Source organism: Methyloceanibacter sp. (assembly GCF_050726195.1).
Taxonomy (GTDB): domain Bacteria; phylum Pseudomonadota; class Alphaproteobacteria; order Rhizobiales; family Methyloligellaceae; genus Methyloceanibacter.
The window spans coordinates 108200-124808 of sequence record NZ_JBOHJC010000010.1 but is presented as its reverse complement, the minus strand read 5'-3'; the positions used below and the strand labels follow the sequence as shown (position 1 = coordinate 124808).

The following is a 16609-nucleotide window of genomic DNA, read 5'->3' as shown; positions in this document are numbered from 1 at the left end:
CCCTCACCCCAACCCTCTCCCCACAGGGGAGAGGGGGAAGTGACGCCATGCCGTGTTTTGTGTTCACGAGCCGAGCCAGCGGCGGAGCATGCCGGCAAGCGCGCCTTCATGCGCCGGCTTCTCGGCATTCTTCTCGTCCTCCGCCGCCGGCGCTTTCTTCTCCTTGCGCGCGGGCTTGGCGCGGGCCGCCTTCTTCTCGGGCGCGGCGGCCTGCGCACGGTGAGCGACTTGAGTCTGGAACTTGTCGAACGCGCCGTCGGCGAGATAAGGCGCGGCCTCGGCGATCGCGCCAAGCAGCGGCTCGAGCCAGTCATAGTCGGCCTTGGCGAAATCATGCAGCACGTAGCCCACGACCTGGTCGCGGTGGCCTGGATGGCCGACACCGATGCGCACTCGCACGTAGTCGTTGCCGATATGGGAGGTCAGCGACTTGAGCCCGTTATGGCCGGCCACGCCACCGCCCGCCTTTACCCGCACCTTGCCGGGGGCGAGGTCGATCTCGTCGTGGAACGCGATGACGTCGCCAAGATCGAGCTTATAGAAGCGCACAGCCTCGCCCACGGCGCGTCCCGAATCGTTCATATAGGTCTGAGGCTTGAGCAGCAGCACCTGCTCGCGTCCGAGCCGGCCTTCACTGACGGCGCTCGAGAAGCGCTTGCGCCAGGCAGGAAAATCGTGGGACGCGGCGATGGCGTCGAGCGCCATGAAGCCGACATTGTGGCGGTGGAACGCGTATTCCGCCCCCGGATTGCCGAGGCCGACAAAGAGCTTCATGGCGTGATCCCGATCGGGAATGCAGCGAGACGCGGGGCCAAGCCCCGAAGAAGAGAAGAGACTACTTCTTCTCCTCCTTCTTCGCCTTGTCCTTGTCCTTGTCTTCGGCCTCGCCCTCGGCCGGAGCGGCGGCAGCTTCGGCGCCAGGCTCGGCGACACCCTCGGCGGCGGCGGCAGCGCCAGGCGCGGCCTCTTCAGCCGCGCGGCCGACGATCGTCGCCACGGTGAAGTCGCGGTCGGTGATGGTGGGCTTGACGCCCTCGGGCAAGGCGATGGCCGAGATGTGGACCGAGTCGCCGATTTCGAGCCCCGTCAGATCGACGTCGAAATGCGTCGGGATCTTGTCGGCGGGGCAGCGCACCGGAATTTCATGGCGCACGATATTGAGCACGCCGCCGCGCTTCAAGCCGGGGGACGCCGCGTCGTTGAGGAAGTGCACCGGCACGTCGACGGTGACGAGCGCATCCTTGCTGAGGCGCAGGAAATCCACATGGATGGGGAAGTCGCGAATGGGGTCGAGCTGCACGCCGCGCGGGATGACGCGGGTCTTGGTCCCGTCCATGTCGAGCATGTAGATCGTGCTCTGGAAGTGGCCGGTCAGGAGCTGCTTGGAGATCTCCCTGGACTCCAAGGCGATGTTCTGCGGCGCCCTCTTGTCGCCATAGACGATGCCCGGAACCCGTCCATCGCGGCGGACTGAGCGCGCGCCGCCCTTGCCGGTGCGCTGCCTGGCCCATGCCTTGAGTTCGATCGCCTCGGCCATGTCAACCTCCAAGTCTCTGAAACAATGAGGGGGCCGGAACGGCCCCGCAAGGTCTCGCGCGGCGCTCCCGAGCAGCCACGACGGAATTCGAGAGGCTTATAGCCCAAGCGCAAGCCGAAAGACAATTGCCTATCGGGCCAGAATTGCGGCCTTATCGCACGGTTTCGAGCGATTCAGGGGCAAGTTTGGGCGAACCCTTACCGGCCTTTTCCGCCTGCTTGACGAGGTCCATGACCCGGCGGTTCAGGGGGGTCGCGACCCCGTGCTTTTCCGCCAGCCGGACGATCTCGCCCTGGATATGGTCGATCTCGGTCGGCCGCCGGGCCTCCAGATCCTCCCACATGGAGGAGCGGGCGTTGCGGTCGATAGCCATCATGCGGCGCGCGGCGAGCCCGAACAGGGGGTCGGGCAGCCGGAGCGCAAAGGCGGTCAGCCGCGGGTGCACGCCTTCGACCGGCGTGAGCCGGATGCCGGCCGTGCGCAGCACGGCGAGCCCCTCGCGGATCTGCCGCGACAGGAGAAGCCGCCAGCGCCGGTCGCCGAGCTGCTCGACCAGCGGCAGGCCGGACAGAGCGTTCAACGCGTTGTTGAGATTGACGAGGAGCTTGCCCCACAACAGGGCCTCCATGTCGCCATGCTCGGCGAAGGGCGTGCCGGGGACGTCGAGGAGATCGCGCAAGCCATCCACGCCACGCTCGATCTGCATGGTGCCGCTGCTTGCGCGATGGAATCGCGGCGGCGCTCCATCCGTCCGGGTTTGCACCACGTTGAACGGGACCATGGCGTCGACGACCTTGCGCCCCGGACCGACCGCGTTGCGGAGGATCGTGGCGTTGTCGACGCCGTTCTGCAGGCTCACGACAATTGCGCCTTGCGGCGCGTGCTCAGCGATCAACTTACTCATCGCCGGCGTGCCATGCGCCTTGACGGTGACCAAGATGATTTCGGCGGAGACCAGTGCCGTTTTCGGGTCCGAGGTCAGCTTCAGGGACGAGGCAGGCAATATCTCGTCCCTGCCGTCGAGATCGGAGACGCGCAGACCGTGGCGGGCGATCGTGTCGGCGAGCGGCTTGCGCATGAGAAATGTCACATCGCGGCCGGCGGCGGCAAGGCGGGCGCCGACATAGCCGCCCACGCTGCCGGCTCCGGCGACAACGATGGAAGACCGGGGGCTGAGCGTCATGCAAGGGCCTATCGAGGAGGGCGCTTTTGCGGGGTTGGTTTTGTGCCCCGTGAGGGCGATAGTAAGGGCTAGGGCAGGGGGCACGTCAAACGTCAAGCAATCGCCCCGCGACCGCCGAGGGAACCGACGGATGAACGAGCCAATCAAGGGGCGACCCGCGTTTCCGGGCTCGGAGCGGGTCGAGCCGGTCGATGCCCCTGGCTTACGCACGCGCCAGCAAGCCAGGGCCGCCGCCCTGGCGCGGCATCCTGGCCATCTCAGGGCGGCCGCCAAGCGCCGGTTACCCCGCGCGATCCTTGATTATCTCGAGGGCGGCTCTAACGACGAGGTGACGTTGCGCGCGAACCGCACCGACCTCGAGGCCCTTCGTCTCAATCAGAGGGTGTTCGAGCATGCCCCGTCGCGCAATATGCGCACCACCCTGTTCGGGCAGCACGCGACGATCCCGGTGGCGCTGGCACCGATCGGCCTTGCCGGCGTGTTCTATCCGCGCGGAGAAATTCACGCGGCGCGCGCCGCCCATGCGTTCGGCGTGCCGTATTGTCTCAGCACATTGTCGAGCTGCGCGATGGAGGATGTCGCCACCGCCAGCCGCACACCGTTTCTGTTCCAGCTCTACATGTTCAAGGATCGCGGCGTGAACGCCAATCTGATGCAGCGCGCCGACCAATTGCGCTGCCCGGCGCTCGTGCTCACGCTCGACACATGCGTACAGGGCAGGCGGAATCGCGACCTCGACAACGGTCTCGTGGTGCCGCTCAAAGTGCGCCCGCGTCATGTGGTCCGCATCGCCACCAGGCTGCGCTGGCTGGTCGGCTTCCTGCGGAACCGGCCGACGCTCGGCAACCTCACGGCCTACGCCGCCGGCGGGTCCGATCTCGCCACGGTGTCGGCATGGGCGGATCGCCATTACAAGGGCGCCGTCACGGCGGCCGACCTCGAATGGGTGCGGCAGACCTGGCCGCGCAAGCTCGTGGTCAAGGGCATTCTCGATCCAGAGGATGCCAAGCTCGCAGTCAAGCTCGGCGCCGACGCCATCGTGGTCTCCAATCACGGAGGGCGGCAGCTCGACGGCGCCAATACGGCGGCGCGGGCGCTGCCGGCCATTCGCGAGGCGGTGGGCGACGGCGTGGAGCTCATCTACGACGGCGGCATCAGGTCGGGCCTCGACGTGCTCAAGGCGCTCGGCCTCGGCGCGCAAGGCTGCCTGATCGGCCGCGCCCATCTCTATGGCCTGGCGGCGCACGGCGAGGCGGGAGTCGCCGCCGCGCTCAAGATGATGGCGCAGGAGCTGGATGAGGGCATGGCGCTGGCGGGGGTTGCGGACGTCAATGCCTTGCCGCGCGGTCTCGTGCTGAAGCCGGTCTAAGTCCGCCAAGGGTGCTCGGGCAGCTCGCTGACGCCGAGCACCTTGACGCCCGCCGCAGCCACCGCGTGATCGTTCTCGACAGAGCTGCCGCTGACGCCGATGGCGCCGCCGAGCACACCGTCCTCATCGACGATGGGGAGGCCGCCGGGAAACGTGATCAGCCCGTCGTTGGAATGCTCGATGCCGTAGAGCGGCTTGGCCGGTTGGGACAGCTTGCCGAGCTCGCCGGTCGCCATGCCGAAGAAGACAGCGGTCTTCGCCTTCTTGATGGCGATGTCGATCGAGCCGACCCAGGCGTCGTCCATGCGGATGAAGGCCTTGAGGTTGGCGCCGGAGTCCACCACGGCGATGCACATCTGGGTCTTGAGGGCGATGGCTTTCTTGCGGGCGGCTTCGATGGCTGTTTCGGCATTCGCTAGATTGACGTGCATGGTGGTCCTTTGGGTTGGTTGATCGCCGTAAGCGCTCGTCTAAACGCGCGAGGCGTCAAATTGGTGGCAGGGTTGCGTATTCGGCGTAGGATAGGCGTAACGCAGGAAGATCCAAGCTCTCGACGGCGCCAGCGTGAAGGAGAACGTCACCATGCCCGACAGCACTTACAAGGTCATCGAACTCATCGGCACCAGCAAGACCTCCTGGGAGGACGCGGCCAAAAAGGCGGTCGAGAAAGCCGCCGAGCATCTGCGCGAGCTGCGCGTGGCCGAAGTCGTGGAGCAGGATATCGTCATTTCCGACGGCAAGGTCGAGGCCTACCGTACCAAGGTCAAACTCTCCTTCAAGTATGAAGGCCATTAAGGGCGAGGCGGCCGGCCGCGGCCCGGCGCCGTACGTGCGCCGGACAGGGTTCGCGTCGATCTTGGAACCTGTCATTTGAGGACGGGCGGATGCACGCTTCATCGTCTGCGATGCCTACTGCTCAATCGCTCTCCCAGCGTCTGAACCAGGAATGCTTCTGCATCACGCTCGACCGCTACGCGCTGACTGCGGCGCTCGAGCGGGAACTGGGAGACCAGGACCTCTGCGCCACCGTCATTGAGGCGCGGCCTCATCTGTTCTCCAATATCCCGGTATTCATTTCCGAGCGCGAAACCGGCGAGATCCTGCGGATCGTGCAGGCCGTAGAGGCCGCTGCCCTTCTGCCCGGCTATCAACAAGCGGCCTTGTCCTGGGCTCCCGACATCGCGCGGCACGACTTCGGACCGCGCGGTGTCTTCATGGGTTATGACTTCCACCTTGCAGCGACTGGGCCAAAGCTGATCGAGGTGAACTCGAACGCTGGTGGAGCCTTTCTGAACGCGTTGCTGGCTAAGGCTCAACGAGCCTGCTGCGCCGAGATCGAGGTTTCCCTCGACAAGGTCAAAGCCGACGATTTCGAGAGCGAAGTCCTAGGCATGTTCCAGCAAGAGTGGACGCTGCAGCGAAACTCCGGCGTGCTCGGGCAGGTCGCTATCGTCGATGAGCGGCCCGCGGCGCAATACCTCTACCCGGAATTTCTCCTCGCCCAACGGCTCTTTCAGAGGAGTGGGATAGACGCGGTCATCGCCGATGGAGGTGAGCTTCGCTACGAGCAGGGGCGATTATTGGCGGAAGGGCAGCCGGTCGATCTTGTCTACAATCGGTTGGTCGACTTTTCGTTGGATCGTCCGGAGAACAAGGCCCTGCGCGCGGCGTATCGCGACGGCGCCGTCGTCGTCACGCCAAATCCGCACGTGCATGCGCTGTACGCCGACAAGCGCAACCTAGGCCTGCTGTGCGATCAGAAGGCGCTTGGTGCGTGGGGGCTTCCGGAGCAGATGCTTGCCGATCTTGCCGGAGTGCCGCGCACGGTGCCCGTTACGCCCGATAATGCGGAACAGCTATGGCAGGCGAGGAGGAGGTTGTTCTTCAAACCGTTTGGCGGCCATGGAAGCAGAGCGGTCTATCGCGGCGATAAGGTCACGCAGCGGGTGTGGGCCGAGATCATGCGAGGCGGTTACGTTGCCCAGGAGTTTGCAGCGCCCGGCGAGCGCATGATCAAGCTCGATGGAACGGCGGAGCTGCGGAAAACGGATGTCAGGCTGTATACGTACAGGGGCCGGATCTTGCGCACAGCCGCGCGTCTTTATCAGGGGCAGACAACGAATCTTCGGACGCCAGGCGGCGGGTTCGCGCCGGTATACGCAATCTAGCTCAAAAGAACCGGTCACCCTCGGCTCTCGCGTTCAATAGAACAGGCTGGAAACCGACTTTTCCTCGGCGGTGCGGGCGATGGCCTCGCCGAGCAGCGGCGCGATGAGCAGCACCCTGATGTTGTGCGCCTTCAGAACCGACTCGCTCGGCATGATCGAGTCGGTGATGACGAGCTCCTTCAGCCGCGAGGCCGCGATGCGGGCGACCGCGCCGCCCGAAAGCACGCCGTGGGTGATATAGCCTGTCACCATATTGGCGCCCTGGTCGAGTAGCGCTTCCGCCGCGTTCACCAAGGTGCCCCCTGAATCGACAATGTCGTCGACGAGAATGCAGGTATGGCCTGAGACGTCGCCGATGACGTTCATCACCTCGGAATCGCCGGGCCTCTCGCGCCGCTTGTCGACGATGGCGAGCGGCGCGTCGATGCGCTTGGCAAGCCCGCGGGCGCGGACGACGCCGCCGACGTCCGGCGAGACCACCATGAGGTTGTCGTTGGGAAACACCTCCTTGAGGTCCTGCACCATCACGGGCGCGGCGAACAGATTGTCGGTCGGGATGTCGAAGAAGCCTTGGATCTGGCCGGCGTGGAGATCGAGGGTGAGCACGCGGTCGGCGCCGGCGCGCACGATCATGTTGGCCACGAGCTTGGCCGAGATCGGCGTGCGCGGGCCCGGTTTGCGGTCTTGGCGGGCATAGCCGAAATAGGGAATGACTGCCGTGATGCGCCGCGCCGACGCCCGCTTCAGGGCGTCGATGAGGATGAGCAGCTCCATCAGGTGGTCGTTGGCGGGAGCGGAGGTCGATTGGATGACGAACACATCCTCGCCGCGGACGTTCTCCTGCACCTCGACGAAAATCTCCATGTCCGCAAAGCGGCGGACAATGCATTTGGCGAGGGGGATGTCGAGATAAGCGCTGATCGCCTCGGCAAGAGGACGGTTGCTGTTGCCTGCAACCAGTTTCATGCGGCCTCTCCCCGAGCAGGTCGTCCACGCGAGGCGGACCGCTCGGCCGCCTGCGCCACGCCGCGCTTTTAACAAGGGCTTGGCACACCTGTAAACTCGCCAGCTGCGCCTTGTGGACGAGGTCAGCTCGATTTGGGAAGAAGCTTAATGATGCCGTCGGCTGCGGCGCCGGCTGCGGCGTCGGCAATTGCGCCCCACGGGCCGTTCAGCGAGCCCTTAGGGATGGTGTTCTGCTGCGACACCGTGCCCAGGCGTTTGCCGTTGGGATCGAGCACCTGCCAGTCGATGCGGATGTTTTCCTTGCCACCGCTCGCATCCGTGAGCTTCACGATGCCCTTGACCACGTAGACGTTGCTGGCGGCGCCGTTGGCGAGCTTGACGCCGTCGGCGTAGAGCTTCTTCTTCAGGGCCGTCGTCAGGGACCTGCTGCCGTCACCAGGCGCGCCGGAAACCGGGGCGACGAGCACGCCGGAGGCTTTGGGCGGGGATGGCGCCGCCGCCGCCGCCGTGGACGCGGTGGTGACACCAGCGGCAGGAGCCGCCGCCACGGCCGGGGCCGGGGATGGGGATGGGGCGCTTCGTCCTCCCGGCAGGTTGGCCGCGAGTTGCGAGGTGGTCTTGCCGGCGATGCTGCGAATAACGGCGCTGTCCACGCCACTCCACGGCTTGCTGTAGGAGCTTTTGGCGACGACCTCCTCGCCGGTGACCCTGGTCACGCGCGTGCCCTTGGTGTCGGTCACGTCCCAAATGTAAGTGATCTTGGCGCCGCCGCGCTCGGGGGTGGCAAGAAGATAGCCGCGCAGCGTGTAGTCGCCGCCGCCGGTGCCTGGGATGAGGGTGAGGTTGCGCTCCTCGCCGGCGGTGACGAGGGCCGTGGTCATCTCGCTGCTTACATTCTGCGGCGCGCCGATGATGGGGGCCACGGCAATCTTGGGCGAGCTGCCGAAGATGCCCTGCGCCCCGCTCAAGAGGCCGCTCATGCTCGCGCCGCCGCCCCCGCCGCCGCAGCCGGACAGGCACGCAAGCGCCATGGTGGCGAGCGTGATGCAGATGGCACGCCGCAAACGGCCGCGTCCGTGTCGTGAGTCCGCGTCCAACAAAATACTCCCTCTGTTGGCCGCACAGCACCGCTCGCGAAAATCTCGCGACGGGACTCCCAACCCTCAACCCAAATAGCTTACCTGCCCCGGCAGGCTTGCGTCCAGTTTAAGCGATACCCCCGGATGGGGCCAACGCCGCTTATGGTGAACCTAACTCAGGCAAGCAGAATGGCGGAAATTTGACGGCCATAGTCGCCCTCGCCATGGTGCTGCGACCGGCGATAGCTGAACAGCCGGGTCTCGTCATAGTAGGTGCAAAGCCCAAGATCGACGATCTCCACGACGCCGGCCCTGGCGAGGCGATCGGCAACATAGCCGGGAAGATCGAAATGGGGTTCGCCCGAGCCTTCGTCAGTCGCGAAGAACGCCGCGCTGTCCGGCTCGTCAGACAGGAACTTCTGCCGGAAATCCTCGCCGACCTCGTAGGCGCCTTGCGAAATGGCCGGGCCGATCACGGCGCGGATGCGCTCAGGGCTGGCACCAAGCTCCATCATGGCCTTGACGGTCGCCTCGATGACGCCGGAAAGCGCGCCGCGCCAGCCGGCATGTGCGGCGCCGACCACGCGGGCCTCGCCGTCGCAGAACAGCACGGGCGCGCAGTCCGCAGTGAGAACGCCGATCGCCAGGCCGGGCGTGGCCGAGACGATGGCGTCGGCCTCGGGGATCTTTCCCTTCGCCCACGGCTTCTCGGCGATCACCGCGACCGGGCTGTGCGCCTGATACACCGAAAGAAGGTTCTCCGGCGTCGCGCCCAAGATGCCGGCAACACGCGCGCGGTTCTCCGTCACATTGGCCGCATCGTCGCGCGAGCCGGGGCCGCAATTGAGCGAGGCATAGATCCCTTCGGACACACCGTCAAGGCGCGTGAAGAAGCCGTGGGCCACGCCGTCGATTGCGGCGAGGCTTGGAGCGCATAGCATCATCTTGTCCAGTGTCACCATGGCGGGCGGTTTGGCTTGGTCAAATCTCGCCGAAGGGAGGCGGCGGGGCAAGCCCGGGGCTCGTCAGCGCGAGCGCCTTGAACAGAAGTCCCATGGCTTGCGGGTCGACGAGCCGGCTCGCGCCGGAGGCGAGCTCCGCCTTCTGCTCCGGCGTCGCCTTCTCGTACAGGCGGTCGCGGCGGGCTTCGAGGCCGAGTTTGAGGAGGAATTCGCCTTGCGGCATGGGCCCGTAGGCTGCGAGCCCGTGCGCCAAGCCCACGTCCTTCAGCGCGGCGAAGTCGACATGGGCGGTGAGGTCCACCTCGCCCGGCGCGGCGAGGGGATCGGCGAATTGGTGGCGCGAGACGGCCTGCAGCGTATCGCCGCAGGCGGTCTCGGTGTGGCCGTAGTCGACAAAGAGCGCCGCAAGCGGCGCTTCGCGGGCGCGGGTGGCGAGCGCGGCGATCAGGGCGGCCGCCGCAGGCCTGACCTCGAGGATGGAGCCCTCCGGCGCGCGTAGCGCGTGCGCCGCCTGCCGCAAGCCTTCGCTCCATACCTCGCGTCCCTCGCAAAATGCGAAGCCGCCGGTCCGGCCGATGGTGACGCAACGCTCGCGCCACACACCGTCGCGCCAAACGAGCTGGCGGACGGGAAGGGCGTCGACGAACTCGTTGGCGATGACGATCAGCGGGCCGGGCGGTACGTCCTCGATGGCGCCATACCATTGGACCGGCGCAATTGCCTCGTGCATCCCTACTTGCTGGGCTTCGCGCAGCACGGGGCTCGTTTCAACCAGCGCAATCCGAACCGCGGCATGAAAGTCCGGCACGCTCCGCCAGGCGCGCAGCGAATCCGCCATGAGAGTGCCGCGGCCAGGGCCGAGCTCGGCGACGACGACGGGCCGTGGCTCGCCCATGGATTGCCACACGGCGACAGCCCACAGCCCGAGCAGCTCGCCGAACATCTGGCTGACCTCGGGCGCGGTGATGAAGTCGCCGGCCTCGCCAATCGGCTGGCGCGAGGTGTAGTAGCCGGCGCCGGTATCGGCGAGACAGGCTTCCATGAACGCGGCGACGCTCAACGGGCCGTCGCGGGCGATGCGGGCTTTGAGGCGCGCCGCGAGCAGCGTGCTTTGCGGGTTGTGATGCTTGCGCGCGGCGCCCATCACGAGGCAAGCGCCGGCTTCCGCCTTGCGCGCCAAATGAGCCAGGCGCCGATCAGGATCATCGGGATCGAGTAGACGAAGCCCGGCGTGAGGATGCCGACATCCATCGGATGTCCGGCATGGGGTTCGCGGAAGAACTCCTCCACCAGGCTCCGGAAGATGCCGTAGAACACGAGGAACAGCCCGAACACCGTGCCCGGCCGGGTCAGCGCGAAGTAGCGGTGCGTGGCGATGCGCAGGATGATGAACAGCACGACGCCCTCGAGCGCCGCCTCGTAGAGCTGGCTCGGATGGCGCGGCCGATCGCCGGCGCCGGGGAACACCATGGCCCACGGCACGTCGCTCGTCCGTCCCACCACCTCGGAGTTGATGAAATTGGCGAGGCGGCCGAAGAAGAGGCCGAACGGCGTGGCGGCGGAGGCGACATCGCCGAGCGACAGCGGGTTGATGCCCTTCACCCGCGAGAACACGTAAACGGCGAGGACGACCACGAGCAACCCGCCATGGAACGACATGCCACCGTTCCATATCGCGGGGATCTGCATGGGGTTTTGCCAGAAGTAACTCGGCTCGTAGAACAGGACGAAGCCAAGCCGTCCGCCGACGACGATGCCGAGCGTGATCCACAGCAGGAAATCGTCGGCTTGGCTCACGGTCATCGGCGGCTTGCCGGCCCATAGTGCGGGACGCGACACGAGATAGCGCCCATAGAGCCAGCCGAGCAGGATGCCGGCCATGTAGGCGAGCCCGTACCAGCGGACGGACACGGGGCCGATCTCGATCGCGATGGGATCGATGACGGGGTAGGGGAGGACGAACAGTTGCATGGGTCCTGGGGTCGGAGCGACGGGCCGACCCTTCACCGCTGGATATCGACTGTCAAGGCGCTCAAGGCCGCGCCGTCCCGCGGCTTGCCTCGGTTATGATGGCGTCCCATAGTCGCCGCAGATGACAGTTCAGTTTCGCCCCATTCCAGGGATTTTCGCCATGACGCAGACTACCGGACGATTCTTCGACGAGCTCGGCAAGCTCCTGACCGACGCGGCCGGCGCCGCCGACGGCGTGCGCAAGGAGGTCGAGAGCGTCGTCCGCGCCCAGGCCGAGCGCGTGTTGCGCGACCTCGACGTGGTGCAGCGCGAGGAGTTCGAGGCGGTCAAGGCCATGGCGCAGAAGGCGCGGGAGGAGAACGAGAGCCTTAAAGAGCGCATCGCCGCGCTGGAGGCCGCGCTCGCCAAGGGCAAGTCCAAGAAGGGCGCCTAGGCTTCGGTCCACAGGCTGCCGTCTTTCCGCGAAAAAATTCCCTCAAAATAATTCGTGCGCCTGTCGATTCCGCTGCGCCCCGTTCGTCGTGGGGATAGAGCCAGGCAACCGGCTTCCACGGAAAGAGAGGAGAAAACACATGCGATTCGTAGCGTTCGTCAAAGCCACGAAGGATTCGGAGGCCGGCGCGATGCCCTCCGAAGAACTGCTCGCCGCCATGGCGAAGTTCAACGAGGAGCTGGTGAAGGCCGGCGTGATGCTCGACGGCAACGGGCTCCAGCCGAGCTCGAAGGGCGCTCGCGTCCGGTTTTCCGGCGACAAGCGCACAGTCGTCGACGGCCCCTTCGCCGAGACCAAGGAGCTGGTGGCCGGCTACTGGGTCCTGCAATGCAAGTCGCTGGAGGAGGCGGTCGCCTGGATCAAGCGCTGCCCCAATCCCCATAACGAGGACAGCGAGATCGAAATCCGCCAGATGTTCGAGCTCGAGGATTTCGGCGAAAGCGATGCGGTCGAGCACCATCGCCGGCTGAGCGAGCAAATTGCGAAGTCATGATCCTGAACCTGGCAGACGCCCGCTCAAGACCGATAGATAGTCAACACGAAGGAGACGTGAGATGCGATTCATATCGATGGTGAAATTTCGGGAAACCAACGCGGCCCCGCCGCCGAAGGAGTTCCTCGAGGCGATGGGCGCGCTGACGCGGGAAGCTGCCGAGGCTGGTTGCGTGATGACCGCGGGCGAAGGCTTGTTGCCGACCGCCAAGGCCGCGCGTGTGCGCCTCGACGGCGGCAAGGTCAGCATCATGGACGGCCCGTTTACCGAGGCCAAGGAAGTCATCGGCGGTTTCGCGATCTTCGAGGCGCAGTCGATGGACGAGATGGTCAAATGGGCGCGCCGCATGATGGACCTACACAAGGCGTACCTCCCAGGCTGGCAAGGGGAATGCGAAATCCGCCAGATCGGGGGCCCGGGCGAGAAGCTGTGCGACCAAGTCGCGGAGGAGCAGGCGACCGCGGTCTAGCGCCGCTTGCAGACGCGAAGGAAGTGGCCATAGTCGGTCGCCATGACGGCGACCGACATCACAGGCGCCATAGAGGCGGTGTTCCGCATCGAGCAGGCCAAGCTGATCGCCGGCCTCACGCGCATGGTGCGCGACGTGGGCGTCGCCGAGGAATTGGCGCAAGACGCGCTGGTCGCGGCGCTCGAGCAGTGGCCTAGATTGGGCATTCCCGACAAGCCCGCCGCCTGGCTCATGGCCTCGGCGAAGAATCGCGCGATCGACCGCTTTCGCCGCAACAAGCTCGCCGAGCGCAAGCACGAACAGCTCGGCTACGAACTCGTGATCGAGCAGGAGACGCAGCCCGATCTCGACGCCGCGCTCGACGACGACATTGGCGACGATCTCTTGCGTTTGATGTTCATTTCCTGCCACCCGGTCCTTGCACCCGATGCGCAGGCGGCGCTCACCTTGCGCCTGCTTGGCGGCTTGACCACCGAGGAGATCGCGCGTGCGTTCCTTGTACCCGAGCCGACGGTGGCGCAGCGCATTGTCCGCGCCAAGCGGATGCTCGCCGAGAAGCGCGTGCCGTTCGAGGTGCCGCGCGGGGAGGAACGCGCCTCGCGCCTCGCTTCCGTGCTCGCGGTCATCTACCTGATCTTCAACGAGGGCTATTCGGCAACCGCGGGCGACGACTGGATGCGGCCGCAGCTCTGCCAGGAGGCGCTGCGTCTGGGCCGCATCCTTGCCGAGCTGGCGCGCGACGAGGCGGAAGTGCACGGCCTCATCGCGCTGATGGAGATTCAGGCGTCGCGTTTCGGCGCGCGCACCGAGCCCTCGGGCGAGCCGGTGCTTCTGCTCGATCAGAATCGCGCGCGGTGGGATCAGCTCCTCATTCGCCGCGGTCTCGCGGCGCTCGAACGTGCTGAGAGGTTGACGCAGGTCCCGGGTCCCTACGCATTGCAGGCGGCGATCGCCGCGTGTCACGCGCGGGCGCGCACGGCCGCGGAGACGGATTGGGCGCAGATCGTCGGACTTTACGGCAAGCTCGGCGACATTGCGCCGTCACCCATCGTGGAGCTCAATCGCGCGGTGGCGCTTGCCATGTTGTTCGGCCCCGAGGCGGGGCTTGCGGTCGTCGATGCCTTGAAATCGGAGCCGACGCTCAGGGCGTATCATCTTCTGCCGAGCGTCCGCGGCGACCTCCTCGAGAAGCTCGGCCGGTTCGACGAGGCGCGGGCGGAGTTCGCGCGCGCCGCGGCGCTGACTCAGAATGAACGCGAGCGCAAATTGCTGCTCGACCGCGCCGCCGCCTGCGGGGATGAGACTCCGGCGCTACCGCCGAAACGCGAGTCGAGTCCGCGCGCAAAGTAATCCACAGCTTTTTGAAGCCTTCCACAGCTATTCGCTGCGGGCGACTCCGGCCGCCTTGGTGCTCGCAGACTCCTCGATATATAACTGATTCATCTACTGATTCGCGGCAGGCGTGTTGCGTGCGCGGAACTCTGCTGAGGCCCTCAGAGGACACGCATGGCTACGATACAAGCTATCTACGACCACTTCACCAACCCGGTCGACATCGTCGAGCAGATTGCGACCATCCACGACTGGGCGTTCGAGCGCAGCACCCCTGACGAGCTCACCCTGTCGGTGGCCGGCGCGTGGTGCGACTACCACATCTCGCTCACCTGGCGGGAGGACCTAGAGGCGCTGCATCTCGCTTGCGCCTTCGATTTCCGGGCGACCTCGCCCAGGCTGCCGGAGATCTACCGGCTGATGGCGCTGATCAACGAGCAGATGTGGCTCGGCCATTTCGACTTGTGGCGCGAGGACGGCATGCTGCTCTACCGCCACGGGCTGCTGCTTGCCGGCGCCACCACCCATGCCGGCCAATGCGAAGCGCTGTTAAAGGCGGCGCTCGAAGCCTGTGAGCGCTATTATCAGTCGTTCCAGTTCGTGTTGTGGGCGGGCAAGTCGGCCGAAGACGCCCTTGCCGCCACCATGCTCGAGACGCAAGGAAGCGCATGACACTCCGCCTCGCCGGCCCGTTGCTCCTCGTGGGCGCGGGCAAGATGGGCGGGGCGCTGCTCGAGGGATGGCTCAAGCAGGGCCTCGACCCGGCCACGGTCTTCATCCAGGATCCCGCGCTGTCGGAAGCGATGCGCGCGCTTGCCGCGCGTCACGGCATCGCCGCGAACGACGCGCCTGAGCTGCCGGCGCCGCCCGCCGTCATTCTCATTGCGGTGAAGCCCGACGTCACCGACAGACTGTTGCCGGAGATCGAGCCGATGATCGGCGAGAGGACTGTGGTTCTGTCCATTGCCGCTGGGAGGACGCTGGCGAGCCTGTCGCGGTATCTGCCGGAGACGGCGGCGATCGTGCGCGCGATGCCGAACACGCCTGTGTCGGTCGGGCAGGGGATGACCGTCGCGGTCGCCAATGCCAACGTCACGGCGGAGCAGAGGCGGGAGTGTGATGCGTTGCTGTCTGGGGTGGGCGAGGTGATCTGGCTCGCGGACGAAACGCTGCTCGATCCTGTGACCGCCGTGTCCGGTAGCGGGCCGGCTTACGTGTTCCTGCTCGCGGAATGCCTGGAAGAGGCGGGCGTGGCGGCAGGGCTTCCGCATGATCTCGCCAAGCGGCTGGCGCGTGCCACCGTCGCGGGCGCCGGCGAGTTGTTGCGCCGTTCCGAGCTGGAACCGGCCGAACTCCGCAAGAATGTCACGTCGCCAAAGGGCACGACCGCGGCGGCGCTCGACGTGCTGATGGGCAAGCACGGCATGCAGGAGCTGTTCCTCCGCGCCGTGGAGGCCGCCGCCAAACGCTCCCGCGAGCTATCGTCGTAAGCTGAATGGGGCGACTTCGGCGTCTTTAGATAGCCACCAAAAAGGCCTATCTTCTAGGGCAAAGGAGTACGCCCATGTTCGACGAATTCTCCAAGCGAAGCAAAGCCGTGCGGGCCGCGCTCGAGCTGGCGCAACAGCGCGACTGGGGCGACATCACCCTCGCCGACATCGCCAAGCAGGCAGGCCTCGACCTTGCCGACCTCAGGCGCGAGTTCTCCTGCAAGAGCGATATCATCCGCGCCTTCCAGGCCGAGGTCGACGCCGAGGTGCTGGCCAAGGCGAAACCGGCCGGGCCCGACCAGAGCCCACGCGACCGGCTGTTCGACATTGTCATGACGCGGTTCGAGGTGCTGGGGCCGTACAAGCCCGCGCTGAAGCGCATCGCATGTTACCTGCGCTGCCGTCCGGGCGAGGCGTCGCTCATCGCCTGCTCAACGCTCGCGTCGCAATACTGGATGCTTGCCGCGTCCGGCGCCAAGCTCGAAGGGCCTGGCGCCGCGGTGCGCGTCGCCGGTCTCGCATCGATCTACGGCAAGGTGTTTCAGGTCTGGCTCGACGACCCGTCGCCGTCGCTCGATCGCACCATGGCGGCGCTCGACCGCCGCTTGAGCCGCGGCGAGCAGATGCTGACCAGGATGGAAGATGCCTGCCGTTTCGTGTGCGGGCTGATGCCGCGCGGCTGGAAGCGGAAGGACGGTGCGGAAACAACGCCACCGCCGCGAGCGCCGGAGGCGGGCCCGGCGCCGGCCATGTAGTCGCTCACCGCGACGCGGCTATTCCGGCAGAGGATCCTCGTCGAACGGGCCCGAAAGGTCCTCGGGCCCTTCGCCAGGCAATTCCTCGTCGATGGGGTCCGGGTCGATGGGATTGTCGGGGTCGTCGAGAGGCTCCAAGGGCACCTCGGCTTCACCCTCGCCGAAGATCGGCCCGCCGCCCTCGCGGTGAATTTGCGGCTTGCCGCCGCCGAGATCGATCTCGATCTCGGAGCCCGGCTGCTCGGCGTCTTGAATCTCGTCTTGGACGGATTCGCCCGAGGCCGCTCCGCAGAACGCGACCGCCAATAACGCTGCCAGTCCGACAGCCATCCTGCGCATAAG

At 66.2% G+C, this 16609-nt stretch carries 20 protein-coding genes; 10 read left to right on the top strand and 10 right to left on the bottom strand.

Going from position 1 to position 16609, the window contains the following annotated elements; translation table 11 throughout:
* Positions 1-63 precede the first annotated feature (63 nt).
* The 3 genes from pth to ACRECX_RS09120 form a co-directional block, all read right to left on the bottom strand.
* On the bottom strand, positions 64-774 hold the full coding sequence (gene pth / locus ACRECX_RS09130; protein WP_431558519.1) for an aminoacyl-tRNA hydrolase: 711 nt from the start codon (positions 772-774) through the stop codon (positions 64-66).
* 61 nt (positions 775-835) lie between these two features.
* Positions 836-1537 (bottom strand): 50S ribosomal protein L25/general stress protein Ctc, encoded by a 702-nt coding sequence (locus tag ACRECX_RS09125; RefSeq protein ID WP_431558518.1) that lies wholly within the window; start codon positions 1535-1537, stop codon positions 836-838.
* Between the two features lie 151 nt (positions 1538-1688).
* Entirely contained in the window at positions 1689-2720 is a 1032-nt protein-coding gene (locus ACRECX_RS09120; protein ID WP_431558517.1) for a 2-dehydropantoate 2-reductase, read from the bottom strand.
* Positions 2721-2850: 130 nt separating this feature from the next.
* Here ACRECX_RS09120 and ACRECX_RS09115 point away from each other — a divergent pair, with 130 nt between their 5' ends.
* Positions 2851-4089, top strand: a complete 1239-nt coding sequence (locus ACRECX_RS09115) for an alpha-hydroxy acid oxidase (protein ID WP_431558516.1) — start codon at positions 2851-2853, stop codon at positions 4087-4089.
* Here the strand turns inward: ACRECX_RS09115 and ACRECX_RS09110 are convergent.
* Positions 4086-4520: a GlcG/HbpS family heme-binding protein gene (locus ACRECX_RS09110; protein ID WP_431558515.1), complete on the bottom strand. Its 435-nt coding sequence runs from the start codon at positions 4518-4520 to the stop codon at positions 4086-4088. The two genes, ACRECX_RS09115 and ACRECX_RS09110, sit on opposite strands and share 4 nt — an antisense overlap.
* Before the next feature lie 151 nt (positions 4521-4671).
* Between ACRECX_RS09110 and ACRECX_RS09105 the strand changes: the two genes are divergently transcribed.
* On the top strand, positions 4672-4884 hold the full coding sequence (locus ACRECX_RS09105; protein WP_431558514.1) for a dodecin family protein: 213 nt from the start codon (positions 4672-4674) through the stop codon (positions 4882-4884).
* Positions 4885-4973: 89 nt separating this feature from the next.
* On the top strand, positions 4974-6257 hold the full coding sequence (locus ACRECX_RS09100) for a hypothetical protein (RefSeq protein WP_431558513.1): 1284 nt from the start codon (positions 4974-4976) through the stop codon (positions 6255-6257).
* A 33-nt stretch (positions 6258-6290) separates the two neighbouring features.
* Here ACRECX_RS09100 and ACRECX_RS09095 read toward each other — a convergent pair whose 3' ends face one another.
* From ACRECX_RS09095 to lgt, 5 genes are all read right to left on the bottom strand, one after another.
* Positions 6291-7223 carry a ribose-phosphate pyrophosphokinase gene (locus ACRECX_RS09095; protein ID WP_431558512.1) on the bottom strand — a complete coding sequence of 311 codons (933 nt, stop codon included), beginning with the start codon at positions 7221-7223 and terminating at the stop codon, positions 6291-6293.
* A gap of 122 nt (positions 7224-7345) precedes the next feature.
* Positions 7346-8320: a hypothetical protein gene (locus tag ACRECX_RS09090; RefSeq protein WP_431558511.1), complete on the bottom strand. Its 975-nt coding sequence runs from the start codon at positions 8318-8320 to the stop codon at positions 7346-7348.
* Between the two features lie 158 nt (positions 8321-8478).
* Positions 8479-9264, bottom strand: coding sequence for a peptidoglycan editing factor PgeF (pgeF, locus tag ACRECX_RS09085; protein WP_431558510.1), 786 nt, complete (start codon positions 9262-9264; stop codon positions 8479-8481).
* Positions 9265-9283: 19 nt separating this feature from the next.
* Entirely contained in the window at positions 9284-10408 is a 1125-nt protein-coding gene (locus ACRECX_RS09080; protein WP_431558509.1) for a class I SAM-dependent methyltransferase, read from the bottom strand.
* The gene (gene lgt / locus ACRECX_RS09075; protein WP_431558508.1) at positions 10408-11235 is read right to left on the bottom strand and encodes a prolipoprotein diacylglyceryl transferase; all 828 of its coding nucleotides are present in this window, start codon (positions 11233-11235) and stop codon (positions 10408-10410) included. The genes ACRECX_RS09080 and lgt overlap by 1 nt, the downstream gene beginning before the upstream one ends.
* A 160-nt stretch (positions 11236-11395) precedes the next feature.
* Between lgt and ACRECX_RS09070 the strand changes: the two genes are divergently transcribed.
* The 7 genes from ACRECX_RS09070 to ACRECX_RS09040 all read left to right on the top strand — a co-directional run bounded on the left by ACRECX_RS09070 (position 11396) and on the right by ACRECX_RS09040 (position 16267).
* Positions 11396-11668 carry an accessory factor UbiK family protein gene (locus ACRECX_RS09070; protein ID WP_431558507.1) on the top strand — a complete coding sequence of 91 codons (273 nt, stop codon included), beginning with the start codon at positions 11396-11398 and terminating at the stop codon, positions 11666-11668.
* A 139-nt stretch (positions 11669-11807) separates the two neighbouring features.
* A complete protein-coding gene (locus ACRECX_RS09065; RefSeq protein WP_431558506.1) occupies positions 11808-12221 on the top strand; it encodes a YciI family protein in 414 nt (137 codons plus the stop codon).
* Between the two features lie 61 nt (positions 12222-12282).
* On the top strand, positions 12283-12690 hold the full coding sequence (locus tag ACRECX_RS09060) for a YciI family protein (RefSeq protein ID WP_431558505.1): 408 nt from the start codon (positions 12283-12285) through the stop codon (positions 12688-12690).
* A gap of 42 nt (positions 12691-12732) precedes the next feature.
* A complete protein-coding gene (locus ACRECX_RS09055) occupies positions 12733-14040 on the top strand; it encodes an RNA polymerase sigma factor (protein WP_431558504.1) in 1308 nt (435 codons plus the stop codon).
* A 156-nt stretch (positions 14041-14196) separates the two neighbouring features.
* Positions 14197-14694, top strand: a complete 498-nt coding sequence (locus ACRECX_RS09050) for a YbjN domain-containing protein (protein WP_431558503.1) — start codon at positions 14197-14199, stop codon at positions 14692-14694.
* Positions 14691-15512, top strand: coding sequence for a pyrroline-5-carboxylate reductase (gene proC / locus ACRECX_RS09045; RefSeq protein ID WP_431558502.1), 822 nt, complete (start codon positions 14691-14693; stop codon positions 15510-15512). The genes ACRECX_RS09050 and proC overlap by 4 nt, the downstream gene beginning before the upstream one ends.
* A 74-nt stretch (positions 15513-15586) precedes the next feature.
* The gene (locus ACRECX_RS09040) at positions 15587-16267 is read left to right on the top strand and encodes a TetR/AcrR family transcriptional regulator (RefSeq protein ID WP_431558501.1); all 681 of its coding nucleotides are present in this window, start codon (positions 15587-15589) and stop codon (positions 16265-16267) included.
* A gap of 18 nt (positions 16268-16285) precedes the next feature.
* On the opposite strand, the gene ACRECX_RS09035 is transcribed toward ACRECX_RS09040, so the two are convergent.
* Entirely contained in the window at positions 16286-16606 is a 321-nt protein-coding gene (locus ACRECX_RS09035) for a hypothetical protein (protein ID WP_431558500.1), read from the bottom strand.
* Between the last annotated feature and the right edge of the window lie 3 nt (positions 16607-16609).